A 17,980-nucleotide genomic window follows, 5' to 3' on the forward strand; every position below is an offset into this window, starting at 1 on the left:
TCCTATGAATATTGGCATCACTCAAACATACGAAAAAAAAGACTCGCAGCCATTATCGCTACGATGTCTTTTTTTAGCAAATTTCACAATATATTATTTAACTAATTTTTCTAGTTCATCTAATCTTTGTTCAAATACTTTTAGTGCATCATCCACCGGATTAGGAGTTGCCATATCAACTCCTGCTTTTTTCAACACATCGATAGGATAATCCGAACTTCCCGCTTTCAAGAAATCAATATAGGCAGTCACCGCTTCTTGGCCTTCTGTTAAAATCTTCGCACTCAATGCAGATGCTGCAGAAAAACCAGTCGCATATTGGAACACATAATAATTCATATAAAAATGCGGAATACGAGACCATTCATAACCGATTTCAGCATCATAAACCATCGCTTCTCCGTAATATTTCTTGTTAATATCAAAATATGTTTCGGTCAAGTAATCCGCAGTCAGCGCCACTCCTTCTTGATCCGCTTGATGAATAGCATGTTCAAATTCAGCAAATTGGGTTTGACGGAATACAGTACCCTTGAATCCATCCAAATAGTGATTCAACAAGTAAGCACGAACTTTTGGATCATCATATTTCTTAAGAAGATAATCAGTTAGTAAATTTTCATTTGTTGTCGAAGCAACCTCCGCTAAGAAAATCGAATAATCACCATAAACAAATGGTTGGTTTTTTCTTGTATAATAACTATGCACACTATGCCCTAATTCATGCGCAAGTGTGTAAACATTGTTAATATTATCCTGCCAATTGAGTAAAATATAAGGACTCGTACTATACGAACCAGAAGAATAGGCTCCACTACGTTTTCCTTTATTTTCCATCACATCAATCCAACGACTATCAAATGCTTCTTTTAAAATTGCTTGATATTCATCACCAAGCGGTTTAAGCGCTTCAAGCACAAGTTCTTTCGCTTCTTCATAAGTAAACTCCAAATTAACATCATCAGAAAGTGGCGTATAAAGATCATACATATGCAATTCCTCTAAGCCAAGTAATTCTTTACGTAACTTCACATAACGATGAAGCAAATCTGCATTCGCATTTACTGATTTTAACAAGGAATCATATACTGTTTCAGGAATATGGTTCCCAGAAAGAGCCGCTTCACGAGCTGACGTGTAGCCACGAGTGGAAGCATAAAAATTAGACTTCTTCACTTGTCCATTCAAAGTAGAGGCTAAGGTGTTTTTTAGGCCTTCATAAACAGAATACACACCAAGAAACGCTTCACGACGAACTCGCGGATCATTACTTTCCAACAATTTCCCGAAACGACCATGAGTAATTTCGATATCTTCCCCGTTCTCATCTTTAATGGTTGGAAACTTCATATCTGCATTATTCAAGGTATTAAAAGTATTAGACGAACTGCCAAGCACTTCACCTGCGTTAGCTAGTAAAGCCTCCTCTTTCTCACTTAAAATATACGGTCGGCTTAAATTTAACTCTTCTAGTAAATGCGCATATAATTGTAAATCTTTGTTCTCATTTAAAAATTGTTTTAAAACGCTTTCGTCCATAGCTAAAATTTCAGGATCATAATAAGACAGTGCAGACATTAGCTTTGTAACTAGGCTTCCTGCGCGACTATGTAAACCTTGATATTTCGCATTAGCTGTATCTTGGTCCATTTTCAAATGCGCATATACATATAAGTTACTAATTAAATCATATGCATTATCTCGAAATTGAAGTGCTTCATATAGTGTCTGGCTGCTTTCCGATAAACGCCCTTTAAATTGCTCGCTTTCTTCTGTGATTTTTTGCAAATCTGTAAATGCTTGTTCCCAAGCTTCATCGTTTGGATAAATCGTAGTTAAATCCCAAGTTAGATTTTCTGGTACTTCTTCTCTTAAAGGTAATGCATTTGTTTTACTCAATATTAAAACCCCCAACCATAGTCATTTTGTTTTTATTATGAGCCAAAATAACTAAAAAAGCAAAACAGATGATTATATATGTGCTGCTCGAGTATTAGTAAAAACCATTTTCCGTTTCACACGATATCGATTATCTGGTATGGTAGATAACACCCCTTCACCAATCAAATAAGAAAGATATGATTTTCCTAACTTCAAACTTTCATTTGGAGAAAGCCAGATAGTTAAAATTTGGGTTACAACTGATTGAAAACTCTCAAAAAAGCAGCATTCGCTAAAAGTATCTCCTTTCTCCAGACCTTTAAAAAACTTTTCCCACAAATCAAATTGCCATTCAACAGCAGGTGTGATAACTAAAAATTGTTCTTCTAAATCCACACCTATCTCTTTCGGTAAATAATGCAAATAATAACCGGCATTAAATAATTTTTGCATAAATTGTCCATGTTTTTTAAATTTAGCATAATAAAAACAAATTTTTTGTCTTTCGAGTTCTCTATCTCGTTTTACATAGGCATGGCGTGTAATAATTCTAGCTAACTTCTTCTTCCATTCACTAAAAGGTGCCTTCATAGAAAATTTCATTTCACTTGCGAAAAAACGATTTCCTTTTTCAAATGTTAGATGATAATAAAGTGTACAAATCTCTCGCTCAGTAGAATAGTGCCAAAAATGATAACCCAATTTCTTATCAGATTGAATAAAGGCTTGCTGGAATGCAGAAAGACAAATACGTCCCTTCTCCTTCTTAACCACTTGCCCGAGTATCCAGTGAACTTCTAATCCAATTGATAAGTAGTCCATTGTTCGTTGAATCATTTCACTAATTGAAATAGAAGAACGTTGAAATTCAATTACTGCCTTCCCATTCACAAAAATATCTGCTTGTCGTTTTATTTCTGGAAAATAACTTTCCACTTCCACAGGAATACTTTGATAGCAATACCAGGCCATGATTTGTTTTTTAGCTGCTAAATGTTCCTCGCTCTCCCCTTCAGAAGCAAATGCACACTTCATTGTCTTCTCGTGGGCAAAGTGCGGTATTTTTATCTGTCCTGCTTTTATCATTACTGGGCTTGCACAAGACTTACAAAACAGTCTTTCTTCTTGCTTGATTCGTTCCACATTCATCTTAGTAATAGTAAAAGTTTCTCCCATGTTATTTCTGGCTGTAAAAATAATTATCACTCTCCTATTAGCTCTTTAATATTATTATTCGCCAAGGAGCATCCAAATTCCTTTCTTATTTTTAAAATCACAAAAAAGCCCCGTTTGGCTATTTTTCAGCACAAACGGGGCTTTAAAATACTATTTTAGAAATGTTTTCTAATTTGCTTTAATGCAGGAACGTCAAAGATTACTTTTCCGTACTCAGCTAGCATATAACCAGTTAAATTCGACTCTAAACCGTACTCAAGCAAAATACTAACGGCATTGTCAATGTTAGATTCATCATATTTATTCTCAGGAAATTCTACATTCAAATAATACTTTCCTTGATACGAGTATAGCTTAGTTACTAAATTTTCTAGTCCAGTCGCTCGTGAAAGAGAAATAGCATCTTCAAAATCACGGAACTCTAAAATAAACTCTAGTGTATCATCGTCTCCAAGTGCTTCTTTCTTCACTGGATTAAAGTTTTCTTCGAGTAGTTTTTCGATTTTTTCTTCTGCAAGCTCATCTGGCGAGCTAAGCGTGACATCGAAGCCATCTTCGCCTTTTCCACCAATTGTAGCTTTTGTTACGAATACTTCTAAGCCATGTTTTAAGGCTTGGACTTGTATCCAGAGCGGACCTTCCGGAGAGAACTCTTCTTCATATTTCAGCTCATCCATCATATCCCAGAAAAGCTCTTCACTTTTCTCGCGATCATACCAAACATCTTCTTGGTTAAAACCTCGCTCTTCCAAATCCAGATAAGAGATATAAAACTTGATTGTATCCTCATTAATTCGTTCAATTTCCATCGTCACACTCTCCCTTCCTTCTTAGTCATTGACAATGAAGGGTAAAACTTAATTGGTTAAATTCATTGTAGCTCATATTAGGAAATAGTACCACCATTTTTCCTTCGATTTGCTTGGTGGAATCTTATCTTAGCTGAAAAGCGAAAAAAATTCAAGAACATTTACTTAAACTACAAAAAAAGCGCCAAGAATCCAATTGAATGGAATCCTTGGCAACCACTTTTATCAATCTTAGTTAACCATTTTTTGCGCTTCACGTAGTTGATACGTACGTACACGGCGCGGTAAGAAACGGCGAATTTCATCTTCATTGTACCCAACTTGCAAACGTTTTTCATCAATAATGATAGGACGTCTTAATAAGCCAGGATTTTTCTGGATTAATTCAAATAGTTGTTGCAAAGGAAGACTATCTAAATCCACGTTCAGTTTTTGGAACGTTTTTGAACGAGTGGAAATAATTTCATCTGTACCATCCTCAGTCATACGAAGAATTTCTTTAATTTCATCCAAACTAAGTGGCTCAGAAAAAATGTTTCTTTCCTTATAAGGGATATCATGTTCTTCCAACCATGCACGAGCTTTTCGGCAAGATGTGCAACTAGGTGAAGTGTATAACGTTACCATTAGACATTCACACTCCTTATCGGGTATTGTTTCATTCATATAACGAAATTCTAGCAATATCTCTATTTGGAAAATTCATTAAAGAACTTACACTTCATTATACACTAATTTTGTGAAATTCCATATACTATTTTCAAAAATTTTCTTTCCAAATATGTAAAACCATTGTTAGCAAGCCGTTATGTATATGATACCCCTACTATAACTTGTTTAAACTAAAATCACATGAAAAAAATAGCTTTTTTATGAGAATTTCATGAGAATTTTAATTTTGTAAAAAAAACATCAATCAAATTTTACTCTGATTGATGTTTTCCTATTATTTCGCAGCAGCTTCAGCAGTTAGCTTAGCATGCTTTTCTTTATACATAACTTCTTCTTCTTCTGAACAATAAACAAAATGTCCAGGAGCAATTTCGCGCATTTTAATTTCATCGCCATCTTTATAGTTATGAGACGTTGGGTCATATGTTTTACGCACACGAGTACGTTCATAATTTGGATCTGGCAAAGGAATCGCGGATAAAAGTGATTCTGTATAAGGGTGTAGCGGCGCATGATACAAATCATTTGCTGGCGCTAACTCTACTAATTTACCGAAGTACATTACGCCAATACGATCACTAATGTATTTAACCATTGATAAATCGTGGGCAATGAATAGGTAAGTTAGATTTTTTTCTTTCTGCAATTGACGTAATAAGTTTACTACTTGCGCTTGGATAGATACATCTAGTGCGGAAATAGGCTCATCGGCAATAATGAATTCTGGTTGAACAGCAAGCGCACGAGCGATACCAATACGTTGACGTTGACCGCCGGAAAACTCATGTGGATAACGGCCAGCATGTTCTTTACTTAATCCAACTGTTTCTAACAAATCGTATACTTGTTTATTCGTTTCTTCAGGTGTTTTAGCAAGGCCATGAATACGAATACCTTCAGCAATGATATCTTTAACTTTCATACGCGGATTTAAAGATGCGTATGGATCTTGGAAAATCATTTGCATTTTACGACGGAATTCAAGCATTTCTTTACGGCTTTTACGTGCGTGCACATCTTTACCGTTATAAATAACTTCTCCGCCAGTTGCATCGTATAAACGAATGATAGTACGCCCAGTTGTAGATTTACCACAACCAGATTCACCTACTAAACCAAGTGTTTCACCTTTATAAATATCAAAAGAAATATCATCAACCGCGCGTACTTCACTTGCAGTACCTTTGTTGAAGTATTGTTTTAGATTATGAATCTCTAATAATTTTTCTCTTTGTTCAGTCATTCTACTTCTACCCCTTTCGCATGGACAGCTTGCATGCCAGGATGAAGTTCCGCAAACTGCTCTTGGCGACGTAATACAGCATCAGGTGGCGTTACTTCTGGTGCATCAGGATGAAGCAACCATGTAGCCGCATAATGTGTATCAGACACCTTAAATAGTGGTGGCTCTTCTTCAAGGTCAATTTGCATTGCGTATTTATTACGCGCAGCAAATGCGTCCCCTTTTGGAGGATGAAGTAAATCAGGTGGCGTACCAGGAATAACAAATAATTCTTCATCATCTGTATCCAAAGTAGGCATAGAGCTAATTAGTCCCCATGTATAAGGATGTTGTGGATTATAGAAAATTTCATCAACTGTTCCGATTTCAACAATTTTACCACCGTACATAACAGCTACACGGTCTGCAACGTTTGCTACAACACCAAGGTCATGGGTAATAAAGATAATCGACGTATCAATTTTTTTCTGTAAATCCTTCATTAAATCTAAAATTTGCGCTTGGATAGTTACATCTAGCGCTGTTGTTGGCTCATCTGCAATAAGAATTTGTGGGTTACATGCAAGTGAAATCGCAATAACAACCCGTTGACGCATCCCACCTGAAAATTGGTGAGGATATTGTTTAATTCTTTCTTCTGCGTTTGCAATACCAACTAATTGAAGTAAACGAAGTGCTGTTTTATGTGCTTCATGTTTACTGATTTTTTGGTGCTTAATAAGTGGTTCAGAAATTTGTTTACCAATTGTCATCGTAGGATTTAATGATGTCATTGGATCTTGGAAAATCATAGCTATATCTTTCCCACGAATTTTTTGCATTTGTTTTTCGTGAGCTTTAGCGATATCCATTCCGTTAAATAAAATTTGGCCACTTTTAATTTCTGAGTTACCTTCTGGAAGTAAACGCATAATCGATTTTGTCGTTACTGATTTACCAGAACCAGATTCGCCAACAATCGCTAAGGTTTCCCCTTTATATAAGTCAAAATTAACTCCACGAATCGCCTTTACTTCACCGGCATATGTGTGGAATGAAATATTTAAATCTTTAACTTCTAATAGCTTTTCCATTTTTCCTCACCTCTCTTTTAATCGCGCATTTTAGGATCGAAGGCATCACGCAAGCCATCTGCAATTAAGTTAAATGCAATCATAATGATACAAAGTACAATACATGGATACAGAATCATATACGGTAATACTTGTAATGTTTTATATCCATCATTTACCAAGACACCAAGAGACGCTGCTGGCGCTGGAAGACCAAGCCCAATAAAGCTTAAGAAGGCTTCAAAGAAAATCGCACTAGGAATACTAAACATGATGTTAATGATAATAATCCCAGAAATATTTGGTATTAAATGTTTTATAAGAATTTTAGGAGTAGATTCCCCTAAAGTCATGGAAGCCATAACAAATTCTTGGTTTTTAAGTTTTAAAACTTGTCCCCTGACTACCCGGGCCATCGTTATCCAACTCGTCATTGCGATTGCTATGATAATAGATACAATACCTGGTTCGAGTATTAACATCATTAAAATAACCACAACTAAGTTTGGAATTGCACCAATAACTTCTAAAACACGTTGCATGAAATTATCTACACGGCCTCCAACATAACCAGAAATCAAACCGTAAGCAACCCCAATTATAAGGTCACAAAGCGCTGCTACAACAGCAATAATAAGAGATACACGTGTACCAGCCCAAATACGAGCAAATTGGTCACGTCCAAGCGTATCACTACCTAACCAGTAGTAAGTACCCTCTTTAATATTATTTTGTTTATAAATATCAACATCTTCTCCACCAATAGATTGATGACCATTCCAGAAAGGCATATTTTCAAAGCCTTGAACTTTTGGAGGAAGACTCGCATTTTCAGTGATTTGTCGGTTAATATCATGTTTTGGTCCTAGATTTTGTGATAAATAAGGCCCAACAATTGCCATGATAATAACAAGTGCTAATACAATTAGAGAAACTAAAGCCGCTTTATTTTTACGAATACGAAGCCAAGAATCTTGCAAGAAAGTTAAACTTGGACGATTAATTTTCTCTGCTTCTGCATCCAGAATGTGTGCTGGCTGAAATCTTTCTTTTGCAATTTTATGTTCTGCCATTATTTTCTACCTCCAGACACACGGATTCGAGGATCAATCAATCCGTAAAGAATATCCACTACCAAGATAACAAATACCAACATGACAGCAAATAAAATTGTAGTTCCCATAATAACTGGATAGTCATTTGTTTGAATAGAAGAAACGAATTGGCTACCGATACCAGGAATACTATAAATATTTTCAATAACAAGGGAACCAGTCATCAGTGCAACTGATAATGGTCCTAAAACTGTAATTAAAGGAATAAGTGCATTACGAATCGCATGTTTAACTGCTACTTCCGTTCTACTATTCCCTTTCGCTTTGGCTAGTAGAACATAATCAGATGCAAATACATCAATTAACTCTGTTCTCATGAAACGAGCTGCTGTTGCAAGCGGGAACATCGCAAGTGCGAATGCTGGCAGAATAGTATCTGCAAACGTACCCCAACCTGCTACTGGGAAAATTTGAAGTTTTGCTCCAAGCCAGTATTGTAAAACAGTCGCAAATACGAAAGATGGAACTGACTTACCTAATATTGCTATAAATGTACTCGTATAATCCGGCCACCTATTCTGATACATGGCCGCTATTACCCCTAGTAAAATACCAAAAATAACACCAAAAGCCATTGCCTCGAGTGCTAATTGGACAGATGGACCAATCAGTGCACTTAAAATCTCAGACACTGGTCTATTATCAAGTTGGAAGGAAACACCTAAGTCACCTTTTACCAAACCTGTCATATAATTTAAGTATTGGACTGGAATTGAATCATTTAGTCCATATTTTTCATTCATCATGTGAATTTGTTCGTCAGATAGTTTCTCCTGATTACGGTAAGGCGTACCAGGTAAGAATTTCATAAGAACAAACGTAACCGAAGCAATGATGAATAACGTTATAAGCATATATAATACTCTTTTTAACGTATATTTAACCATCTATCTCTACACCTCCCAGTTTTAATTAATATATAAAAAAAGTTATTCCTAACCAAATTCGCAAGTTTAGTGAGCCTTTTTCTACATTTCTAAACTTTTATTGCATTAGTGCAAATTAGTTAGGAAAAAAACTTCATTTTTCGAATGTTAGGTTTCTAGAAGACTAGAAAAGGATACTTTAATTTTTAATTATAACACATGAAAATCATCAGCAAAAGGAGAGAGCATATCGAAATATACTCTCTCTTTCCGTCAAGCATTTCTTAAAGACTAATATTTTATTTAGTCAAGTATGTTTCTTTGTAAGTGTAATCTGGACCAAATGGATTTTTTTGCAAGTTTTTAATGTAGTCTTTTTGTAGGTATGCAGTAGAACGTTGATAAAGTGGTTGAATAGCTACATCATCCGTAAGAAGGATTTTTTCTGCTTTAACCATTTCATCCCAACGTTTTTGATCGTCAGCTGCATAAGTTACAGAAGCATCATTTAAAATCTTGTCGTAGTCTTTGTTAGAATAACTCATTCTGTTTTGTGCACCATCAGTTACGAATAGATCTAAGAAAGTGGATGGATCTTGATAGTCAGGACCCCAGCCGCTCATAGAGAAATCGTAATCTTGGTTTTGGTCATTTTGTAAACGAACTTTAAATGGTACGTTTTTAAGTTTAACTGTAAGACCGTCTAAGTTCTTTTGTAGTTGGTCTTGAATGAATTCAGAAGATTTTCTCGCATTTTCAGTGTCATCACTAGTGAATTCAACTGTAATTTCGTTAACTCCTAATTCTTTCAAACCAGCTTTCCAAGCTTTTTGAGCTTCTTTTACATCATATTCTAAATGTTTGCCAGATTCTTTTGTATAATCTTCTTTGTTACCTGGGTCAAAAGTGAAACCTTCTGGTACAAGGTTGTTTGCAGGTTTAGATCCGTTTTTAAGAACTGTATCAGTATACGATTGTTTGTCAATCGCAAGAGCTATAGCTTTACGGATGTTTTTGTTAGCAAATACTGTATCTTTGCCAGCACGTTTTTGGTTAAATTTAATGTAGAAAGTAGAAGAATCATTCACTGTTACATAGTCTTTATTGTTTTTGTTTTGAGCAGCATAGTCTGCACTCAATACAGTACGGTCAACTTTGTCAGTGTTGTATAAGTTAAGTCCAGTACCGGAGTCTTGAACAACTTGTACGTTGATTTGTTTCAACTTAACTTTATCTTTATCCCAATATTTATCATTTTTTACGTAAGTCCATTTTTTGTTTGTTCCAGTCCAGTCTTTCAACTCGAAAGGTCCATTGAATAACATGTTATCACTATTTTGTGCATATTTTTCGCCTTTTTCCGTAACGAATTTTTCGTTAAGTGGGAAGAAAGTCGGGAATGCGAATAGTGAGTTAATGTAAGCAGTTGGTTTAGATAGAGTAACTTCTAAAGTATAATCATCTACTGCTTTAATTCCTAATTCTTCAGGTTTTTTCTTGCCAGCTACGATATCTCCACCGTTTTTGATTGCATCAAATAGGTAAGAATATGTTGCAGCAGTGTTAGGGTCAACTGCACGACGCCATGAGTAAACATAGTCATTTGCAGTTACAGGGTCTCCGTTTGACCATTTTGCATCTTCACGAAGTTTGATTGTATAAACTGTTTTGTCATCGCTAACTTTTGGCTCTTCAGCAGCACCGGCAATGGCAGGAATACCATCTTTGTCAAGCGCATATAGACCTTCGTTTGTTTGGTTTACAACGTTCAAACCAACTTGGTCATCCGCTTTTGTGCTGTCTGCAGAAGGAATTAGTGCGCTTTCTGTCAAGTTAAGTACTTGCTCTCCTGAAGCTTTTCCTGAATCTGAGCCTTTTTTGTCGGATTTGGAATCTGATCCGCCTCCGCATGCTACCAAGACTAAGCTTAGTAATAGTGTTAATCCAAGTGTAAGAAATAATTTAGATTTTTTCACTAAGTAGACCTCCCTTTTTTATTTTTCTGAAAAATTGTTTCGATACCTATTATACTCTAAGAATTCTGGCTTTGTAAATTATTTTTACAAGATAAATGAAAACAAGGATGAAAGATACAAGTTATTAAAATATTAAGGCAAAATTGAAATTGCGTGAAAACTCTGAACAGAAAGTGTTACGCAATCCTCTATTTTGCAATAAATCGAATTAATTATGTATACTTTGCTAAACCTTTTGATTAAGTTTTCAGAAAACATAACCATTTAAATTGATAAATTTACGATGAACTTTGCCAATTAAGTTAAAACTGGAAGAAGTTATCTTTTTTGTATAAACGAAAATATCGAACCCCTTTAAAATTTAAAGGATTATTATATTTATATACTTTTTTTGAGCTGTTGTCTAGATAAAAATATCAAAAATTTAATTAAATTTTGTAATAAATTCGAAAAACGTTGATATAAAGCGATTTTTCTGTTAATAATCTGTAAAGACAGTTGGAAGGTTATTTTACTAAAAACGGACAAATTTCTAACATTAAATGATAGCTTCCTTCTATCATATAGTCTTTCTATCCAAATTGTGATAGAGTGAATTATGAATTTTAATTAGAGGTGAAGAAATGTTTTTACGAATTACTATTTATACACTTATTCAAGAAGCTATTATTTTTGGTATTTTACTTTTCGGAAAAAATCAGAGTGTTAGTTTAAGCAACTATGTGGATATTTCCTTTATGGTAGCACTTATCGCGCTCCTAATTGGATTGTTTGTTTATATTATGAGAAGTGGGTTTTTAGACCGCGTTCATAATGGTTTTCGAAGTATTTCTCGCAAAATTAAACGAGAAGAAGAAAATGAGTTTTCAGATATGCCTTTATCTGAATTAGTCGGTCTTCGATACGCTGGGATTTTGTTTAGTTCCCTACTTGTTATGCTATCTAGTATTCTATGTATGTTTTTGTAATTGACAAGCCGTTTTGTAAACTGATAGAATAAAAGTAATATAACTGATGCGTTAATAGGAAGATTAGTACATTTTGTTGCTTTATAATAGAGAGTCTGTGGTTGGTGGAAACAGATAAAGCGCAAAATCGAATGGACTTCTAAGGACTGTTTGTGAAAGCCAGTAGCGAACAGCGGCTAAAGACCGTTACTTCTTTAATAGAAATTTTCTATTGCTAAGAGCCTTTTTAGGTACTTAGGGTGGCACCGCGGATAACCGTTCGTCCCTAACATTTATATGTTGGGATGGACGGTTTTTTATTTTCGCTATCAGTGAAAAAATTGGAGGAATAAACATGAAAAAAGTAATATTTTCCGGAATTCAACCTAGTGGACAATTAACTTTAGGAAATTATATTGGAGCTTTGAAACAGTTTGGTCAGTTTCAAGATGAATATGAATGTTTTTATTGTATCGTTGACGAACACGCTATTACGGTTCCACAAGATAGATTAAAGCTTCGTGAGCAAACAAGAAGTTTAGCAGCTCTTTATTTAGCAGTTGGACTGGATCCTGAAAAAGCGACTCTTTTTATTCAATCTGAAGTTGCAGCACATGCTCAAGCAGCATGGATTTTACAATGTAACGTATATATTGGCGAATTAGAACGTATGACGCAGTTCAAAGATAAATCAGATGGGAAAGCAGGTGTCAGTGCTGGCCTTTTAACTTACCCACCATTGATGGCAGCTGATATTTTACTTTATCAAACCGATTTAGTTCCTGTTGGCGAGGATCAGAAGCAACATATCGAATTAACTCGCGACTTAGCAGAACGATTTAATAAAAAGCACGCAGATATTTTCACGATGCCAGAAGTATTCATTCCTAAACAAGGCGCACGAGTAATGTCCTTACAAGATCCAACGAAAAAAATGAGTAAATCTGATGCCAATTTGAAAAATGCTATCTTTTTACTTGACCCACCAGCTACCATTAGAAAAAAAATCAAAAGCGCTGTAACCGATTCTAGTGGTATTATTGAATATAATAAAGAAGAAAAACCAGGTGTGTCTAACTTACTAACTATCTATTCTGTTATCACTGGCGAAACAATTTCTACTATAGAAGAAAAATATGTTGGAAAAGGTTATGGCGATTTTAAAACAGATTTAGCTGAATTAGTTGTTGCTGAACTTGAGCCAATTCAAGAAAGGTACTATGCTTATCTAAAATCTGAGGAGCTGGACACTATATTAGACGCAGGAGCAGAAAAAGCTGCTCGCGTGGCTAATAAAACATTGAAGAAAATGGAAAATGGCGTGGGGCTTGGCCGCAAACGCAGAAGATAATATAAAAAAGCCAATGACTAGTTGATCTAAGTCATTGGCTTTTTTTATTTAAACATTAACCTACTTTAATTTCCACATCGATGTTACCACGAGTTGCTTTAGAATATGGACAAACTTCATGTGCTTTTTTAAGTAGTGCTTCTGTTTTTTCTTTATCTTGTCCTTCGATAGTTCCTTCTAATACGACACCAATTTTAAAACCGTTGTCTTCTGGATCACTATATAAGCTGACAGTTGCTGTTACTGTGCTCTTTGCTTCAATCCCAGCTTTTCCTAGAACTAATTCTAACGCGCTATTGAAACAAGCTCCGTATCCAGCCGCAAATAGTTGTTCTGGGTTTGTTCCACCACCGCCGTCTCCACCAAGTTCTGTTGGCGCAGAAATATCAAAGTAAAATACGTTGTCTGGCGAATGAACTTCACCACTTCTTCCACCTGTATTAATGACTGTTGTTTCATATAATTTTTTCATTTTCTATTCCTCCTAATTGTTTCGTTAACGATTGTATTTTGGTAAGTAATTGTGTGTAGTCTAATTCTTTGAAATCAAGTAATTGAAGGCAGTTGTCCACGCTTTTTAATACGTCAGGTTGTATTTTTATTGCTTTTTCTGTTAAGCGAATATAAACGCGGCGCTCGTCTTCCGGATGACGACTCCGTGTAACATATCCTAAATGCTCCATTCGTTTTAACATAGGTGTTAAAGTTCCACTATCTAAAGCCAACCTCTTCCCAAGTTCTGATACAGTTTGTTCTTCAACTTCCCATAGAACAAGCAAAGCAATATATTGTGGATAGGTTAATTGAAACGGCTCTAAAGCTTCACGATAAAGTTTAGTAAATTGTTTGGATGCATTGTAAACAGAAAAACATAGTTGCTCTTCTAATATGCGTGTATTCGTGTCCAACATGTTCTCCTCCTTTTAAGTTGTGTACAATTTAATTGTAACCAATCATAATAATGAAAGCTAGTTTTTTGCTCAAAAAAAGCCTTACCTCATTTTTAGAGGTAAGGCTTTTGATTATATTTTAGTCTTCTATTCTTTTAAATACTAAAGTCGCATTGTGACCACCAAAGCCAAAAGAGTTAGAAATTACTACATTTACATTTGCCTCACGTGCTTCATTTGGAACATAATCCAAGTCACAAACTTCATCTTGGTTTTTCAAATGAATCGTTGGTGCAATAATATTATCACGAATAGTCAATAGGGCGAAAATAGCTTCTATTCCGCCAGACGCACCTAGAGTATGTCCAGTCATTGACTTAGTAGAACTAATCGCTAATTTTTTCGCATGATCTCCAAAGACAGTTTTAATAGCTTGTGTTTCGTATTCATCATTGTACGGTGTACTTGTTCCGTGGGCATTAATATAATCTACTTTATCAGGGGTAAGGCCAGCATCATCAATCGCCATTTTCATTGCGCGCGCAGCACCTTCACCGTTTGGAGCTGGAGCAGTAATGTGGTAAGCATCTCCTGTTGCACCGTAACCAACGATTTCAGCGTAAATTTTTGCCCCACGTGCTTTTGCATGTTCGTATTCTTCTAAAATAACGATACCTGCGCCTTCACCAATAATAAAACCATCACGATCTTTATCAAACGGACGGCATGCAGTTTCTGGATCTGGATTTAATGACAAAGCTTTATTAGCAGTAAAACCAGCAAGTGACATTTTAGTAATCGGCGCTTCTGCTCCACCAGTAATCATTGCATCAGCGTCTCCACGCTCAATAACTTTAAACGCGTCGCCGATTGAGTTTGTTGCAGTTGCACAAGCTGTAACTGTTGTAGAATTAATGCCTTTAGCACCAAAACGAATAGAAACCTGGCCTGAACCCATATCTGGAATCATCATAGGTACGAAAAACGGGCTAACTCGGCGATGACCGCGATTTAAGAAAATTTCATATTGTGTTTCGAAAGTTTCCATTCCACCAATTCCTGAACCAATCCAAACACCAACTCGGTTTGCATTGGAATCATCAATAACTAAACCAGAGTCTTGCACGGCCATTTCAGCACTTGCAATTGCATAATGCGTAAAACGGTCCATTTTACGAGCTTCTTTTTTCTCTAGATATTTTTCTACATCAAAATCTTTTAATTCTGCTGCAATTTTAACCGGAAAGTCATCCGGATTAAGTCTTGTCATTTTTGCAACACCATTAACACCTTTTTTTGCGTTTTCCCAAGAAGTTTCCGCATCATTTCCAATAGGTGTAACAGCTCCAATACCAGTAACAACTACTCTTCTCTTATCCATTTACTCATCTCCTTATTTTGCGATTCATAAAAAACAACTTCTGTCCAATGACAGCAGCTAGTATAAAGTTAAGGCTTTATTTAAAATTAATAATAGTGCACAAACAAATAAACCAAAAGCCTGTTCCATTATAACATAAATAAAGGAAAGTTGTCCTAACTAAAATAATCGTTAGGGCAACTTTCCTTTTTAAATTTACTGCTTACTTACCCCAACGAATGATTAGGGCGCCCCATGTTAGTCCGCCGCCAAAACCTACGAGCAGAACGTTATCATTATCTTTAATACGTCCTTCTTCCACTGCATCAACGAGCGCAAGTGCGATTGAAGAGGACGAAGTATTACCATATTTGTGTACTGTTTTCATCAGTTTTTCTTCTGGTAAATTCAAACGCTCACGAGAAGCTTCCATAATACGAATATTTGCTTGGTGAGGAATTAGTAAGTCCAAGTCTTCTTTCTCAAGACCAGCACGTTCAAGTACTCGTAGTGAAGCTTCTCCCATTTGGCGAACTGCAAAGCGGAATACTTCACGACCGTTCATATAAATCTTTTTATTTTCATCTAAATTCAAGTATTTACCACCTGATCCATCTGAACCTAAGTCAAATGAAAGTAAACCATGATCATCAGAAACTGGTCCCATAACTACAGCACCTGCTCCATCACCGAATAATACTGCTGTTGTGCGATCATCCCAGTTAGTGATTTTAGATAATTTATCCGCACCGACAACCACGATATTTTTATATGCACCTGTTTTAATGAATTGTGCTGCAGTCACTACTCCAAAAGTGAAACCAGCACAAGCTGCCTCAACGTCCATACCAGCAGCGTTTTTTGCTCCTAAGCGGTCTTGGATAATATTAGCAACTGAAGGAAATGTCGCTTCTTGTGTAACAGTTGCAACGATAAATAAGTCAATATCATCTGGTGTAAGACCAGCATTCTTAATGGCTACCTTTGCTGCTTCATATGCTAAATCATGCGTATATTCGTCATCACGAGCAATTCTTCTTTCCTCAATACCAGTTCGAGTTCTAATCCACTCATCAGATGTATCCATAATTTTTTCTAAATCAAAGTTAGTTACTATTTTTTCAGGTACGTATTTACCTACTCCTAAAATTCCTGCGTTCATGTGTTCTCCTCCATATCAAACTACATCAGGGTGAAAATAAATTTTCTCCTGGTTATTTTTATGACCTGGTGCTAATTTTAACAGAGAACTATCAATTAAGCAATTGGATTGCTACTTTTTTATTTTACTTCTAACGCTTTATTAGGATTGTTTTCAGCAAAACCGTCTGCTTTTGACCAGCCAATTACTTTCCCATCGTCTGACTTAATACGGTACCAATATTCATTTTTCACATCTGCACGACGGTCAATATCTAATTCTTTCCCTAGATAATCATTAAGATTTGTGACTACTTTTGAATTATCTTCTACTGGGTAAGCATAGATTTTTTGATCCGAATCGGTGATATATTTATCTAGTTTCACATTTGTTTCATTTTTCGGGGTATAAAAAACTTCTACAGCATTACTGTTTACCCATCCAATAGTTTCGCCTTGATTTAGAAGCTGATACCATGTTCCTTTTTCTGTGACAGCTTTTTGAGAAATTCGAAGGCTTTTATTTTTGTAATCTTTGACACTACCTGTTTTTTCTGCACCCTCTGTATTATATGGTTTTGTCCAAATTGTTTCATTGCTAGAATCTTTAATTTCCGCATATGCTAATTGGTTTTCTGTTGATGTCACTGTATCGTAAATTTGGTCATATTGATCCAAATTGTAATTTTCAATAGTTGAAATGAGTTTTTCTGCGTATGCTGGGTCAGTTGCATAACCTGCATCTTGAATTGCGTATGCTGCTTCCTTATAGTTTGTTTCTCCGATGACCGCTGAGTAAAGATTTGCATTACCAGATACTCCGTTAACAAAAAGTTGGGCATGATCGACTAAAGATGCTTTTTTGTCTGGATACTTTCTGAAATCAGCTTGTGTGCGGTAGGCTTTCCCGCTGCTAAATTCTTGCGTTCCCATTGAAACGGAATTTCCTTCATAGCTTCCTTTAATTCCAAACAGGTTGTTAGCTGAAGTTGATAAGCCACTTTTACCCCAATTGGATTCTAGAATAGCTTGTGCTAAAGTGACACTCGTCAATATTTTTTCTTCTTTTTGTAGATCTTGTGCATCATTTGCTATGGATTGTATAAATTGTTGTTGTGATAAAGTCATTCCTGCGTGACTTACTGAAGTTTGGCTCGTTCCTGCTGCCTCCGCTTGAACAAAAGGTACTAGTGTAGAACTTACGATGACGCTTGCTAGTAAAATCTGCGTGAATTTCTTTTTCATTATCAGTTGGCACTTCCTATCCAAATTAGTTAGTTCCCCCAATTTAAATGGCTCTGTCTCTGTTAACCTTCTTCATTCTATCATTTTCATTCTGAGAGCCTACTAATTTTTTGATGAAAAATTTATCATAAAGTAAGCAAAATGGCTATTTTAGAGGGTTCACACATACCTATTTACATTTGACAATATTATGTCGTTACACATTTACCCCTTAATACTACTATTCTTCGTTGAAGTTTCATTTCCTTCCTTTTTTT

General features: G+C 35.7%; 16 protein-coding genes and 1 other annotated feature. Of the genes, 2 read left to right on the plus strand and 14 right to left on the minus strand.

Going from position 1 to position 17,980, the window contains the following annotated elements; translation table 11 throughout:
• Positions 1 to 93: 93 nt before the first annotated feature.
• From pepF to LMOATCC19117_RS11270, 9 genes are all read right to left on the minus strand, one after another.
• Entirely contained in the window at positions 94 to 1,899 is a 1,806-nt protein-coding gene (gene pepF / locus LMOATCC19117_RS11230; protein WP_003724606.1) for an oligoendopeptidase F, read from the minus strand.
• Positions 1,900 to 1,971: 72 nt separating this feature from the next.
• A complete protein-coding gene (locus LMOATCC19117_RS11235; protein WP_072219607.1) occupies positions 1,972 to 3,087 on the minus strand; it encodes a competence protein CoiA in 1,116 nt (371 codons plus the stop codon).
• Between the two features lie 125 nt (positions 3,088 to 3,212).
• Complete coding sequence (mecA, locus tag LMOATCC19117_RS11240) at positions 3,213 to 3,866, minus strand: adaptor protein MecA (protein WP_003724608.1); 654 nt, start codon at positions 3,864 to 3,866, stop codon at positions 3,213 to 3,215.
• Positions 3,867 to 4,097: 231 nt separating this feature from the next.
• Positions 4,098 to 4,493: a transcriptional regulator SpxA gene (gene spxA / locus LMOATCC19117_RS11245; RefSeq protein ID WP_003720569.1), complete on the minus strand. Its 396-nt coding sequence runs from the start codon at positions 4,491 to 4,493 to the stop codon at positions 4,098 to 4,100.
• 319 nt (positions 4,494 to 4,812) lie between these two features.
• Complete coding sequence (locus LMOATCC19117_RS11250; RefSeq protein ID WP_003722315.1) at positions 4,813 to 5,781, minus strand: ABC transporter ATP-binding protein; 969 nt, start codon at positions 5,779 to 5,781, stop codon at positions 4,813 to 4,815.
• Complete coding sequence (locus tag LMOATCC19117_RS11255; RefSeq protein ID WP_003722316.1) at positions 5,778 to 6,854, minus strand: ABC transporter ATP-binding protein; 1,077 nt, start codon at positions 6,852 to 6,854, stop codon at positions 5,778 to 5,780. The genes LMOATCC19117_RS11250 and LMOATCC19117_RS11255 overlap by 4 nt, the downstream gene beginning before the upstream one ends.
• Before the next feature lie 17 nt (positions 6,855 to 6,871).
• On the minus strand, positions 6,872 to 7,906 hold the full coding sequence (gene opp3C, locus LMOATCC19117_RS11260) for an oligopeptide ABC transporter permease (RefSeq protein WP_003724610.1): 1,035 nt from the start codon (positions 7,904 to 7,906) through the stop codon (positions 6,872 to 6,874).
• The gene (opp3b, locus tag LMOATCC19117_RS11265; protein ID WP_003724611.1) at positions 7,906 to 8,835 is read right to left on the minus strand and encodes an oligopeptide ABC transporter permease; all 930 of its coding nucleotides are present in this window, start codon (positions 8,833 to 8,835) and stop codon (positions 7,906 to 7,908) included. Before opp3b ends, opp3C begins: the two co-directional genes overlap by 1 nt.
• Positions 8,836 to 9,113: 278 nt before the next feature.
• Complete coding sequence (locus LMOATCC19117_RS11270) at positions 9,114 to 10,790, minus strand: peptide ABC transporter substrate-binding protein (RefSeq protein ID WP_003724612.1); 1,677 nt, start codon at positions 10,788 to 10,790, stop codon at positions 9,114 to 9,116.
• Positions 10,791 to 11,413: 623 nt separating this feature from the next.
• Here LMOATCC19117_RS11270 and LMOATCC19117_RS11275 point away from each other — a divergent pair.
• Together LMOATCC19117_RS11275 and trpS are read left to right on the plus strand one after the other, a co-directional pair.
• Positions 11,414 to 11,758, plus strand: coding sequence for a DUF3899 domain-containing protein (locus LMOATCC19117_RS11275; RefSeq protein WP_003727845.1), 345 nt, complete (start codon positions 11,414 to 11,416; stop codon positions 11,756 to 11,758).
• A gap of 44 nt (positions 11,759 to 11,802) precedes the next feature.
• Positions 11,803 to 12,028: a binding site (T-box leader), on the plus strand.
• A 64-nt stretch (positions 12,029 to 12,092) separates the two neighbouring features.
• Positions 12,093 to 13,088: a tryptophan--tRNA ligase gene (gene trpS, locus LMOATCC19117_RS11280; protein ID WP_003724614.1), complete on the plus strand. Its 996-nt coding sequence runs from the start codon at positions 12,093 to 12,095 to the stop codon at positions 13,086 to 13,088.
• 55 nt (positions 13,089 to 13,143) lie between these two features.
• Here trpS and LMOATCC19117_RS11285 read toward each other — a convergent pair whose 3' ends face one another.
• The 5 genes from LMOATCC19117_RS11285 to LMOATCC19117_RS11305 form a co-directional block, all read right to left on the minus strand.
• The gene (locus LMOATCC19117_RS11285; RefSeq protein ID WP_003722322.1) at positions 13,144 to 13,560 is read right to left on the minus strand and encodes an organic hydroperoxide resistance protein; all 417 of its coding nucleotides are present in this window, start codon (positions 13,558 to 13,560) and stop codon (positions 13,144 to 13,146) included.
• Positions 13,544 to 13,996 (minus strand): MarR family winged helix-turn-helix transcriptional regulator, encoded by a 453-nt coding sequence (locus LMOATCC19117_RS11290; RefSeq protein WP_003727844.1) that lies wholly within the window; start codon positions 13,994 to 13,996, stop codon positions 13,544 to 13,546. Before LMOATCC19117_RS11290 ends, LMOATCC19117_RS11285 begins: the two co-directional genes overlap by 17 nt.
• A 121-nt stretch (positions 13,997 to 14,117) precedes the next feature.
• Entirely contained in the window at positions 14,118 to 15,359 is a 1,242-nt protein-coding gene (fabF, locus tag LMOATCC19117_RS11295; protein WP_003727843.1) for a beta-ketoacyl-ACP synthase II, read from the minus strand.
• A 202-nt stretch (positions 15,360 to 15,561) separates the two neighbouring features.
• Complete coding sequence (fabH, locus tag LMOATCC19117_RS11300; protein ID WP_003722325.1) at positions 15,562 to 16,500, minus strand: 3-oxoacyl-ACP synthase III FabH; 939 nt, start codon at positions 16,498 to 16,500, stop codon at positions 15,562 to 15,564.
• 119 nt (positions 16,501 to 16,619) lie between these two features.
• The gene (locus LMOATCC19117_RS11305; RefSeq protein WP_014654300.1) at positions 16,620 to 17,747 is read right to left on the minus strand and encodes a GW domain-containing glycosaminoglycan-binding protein; all 1,128 of its coding nucleotides are present in this window, start codon (positions 17,745 to 17,747) and stop codon (positions 16,620 to 16,622) included.
• Positions 17,748 to 17,980: the final 233 nt, after the last annotated feature.

This window comes from Listeria monocytogenes ATCC 19117, from assembly GCF_000307025.1.
GTDB lineage: Bacteria > Bacillota > Bacilli > Lactobacillales > Listeriaceae > Listeria > Listeria monocytogenes_B.

Bases quoted from the DNA above. Each gene is read 5' to 3' on its own strand.
- mecA (WP_003724608.1), bottom strand. From the start codon at position 3,866: ATGGAAATTGAACGAATTAATGAGGATACAATCAAGTTTTATATCTCT.
- opp3b (WP_003724611.1), bottom strand. From the start codon at position 8,835: ATGGTTAAATATACGTTAAAAAGAGTATTATATATGCTTATAACGTTA.
- LMOATCC19117_RS11255 (WP_003722316.1), bottom strand. From the start codon at position 6,854: ATGGAAAAGCTATTAGAAGTTAAAGATTTAAATATTTCATTCCACACA.
- fabH (WP_003722325.1), bottom strand. From the start codon at position 16,500: ATGAACGCAGGAATTTTAGGAGTAGGTAAATACGTACCTGAAAAAATA.
- LMOATCC19117_RS11285 (WP_003722322.1), bottom strand. From the start codon at position 13,560: ATGAAAAAATTATATGAAACAACAGTCATTAATACAGGTGGAAGAAGT.
- spxA (WP_003720569.1), bottom strand. From the start codon at position 4,493: ATGGTAACGTTATACACTTCACCTAGTTGCACATCTTGCCGAAAAGCT.
- LMOATCC19117_RS11275 (WP_003727845.1), top strand. From the start codon at position 11,414: ATGTTTTTACGAATTACTATTTATACACTTATTCAAGAAGCTATTATT.
- fabF (WP_003727843.1), bottom strand. From the start codon at position 15,359: ATGGATAAGAGAAGAGTAGTTGTTACTGGTATTGGAGCTGTTACACCT.
- LMOATCC19117_RS11250 (WP_003722315.1), bottom strand. From the start codon at position 5,781: ATGACTGAACAAAGAGAAAAATTATTAGAGATTCATAATCTAAAACAA.
- opp3C (WP_003724610.1), bottom strand. From the start codon at position 7,906: ATGGCAGAACATAAAATTGCAAAAGAAAGATTTCAGCCAGCACACATT.
- trpS (WP_003724614.1), top strand. From the start codon at position 12,093: ATGAAAAAAGTAATATTTTCCGGAATTCAACCTAGTGGACAATTAACT.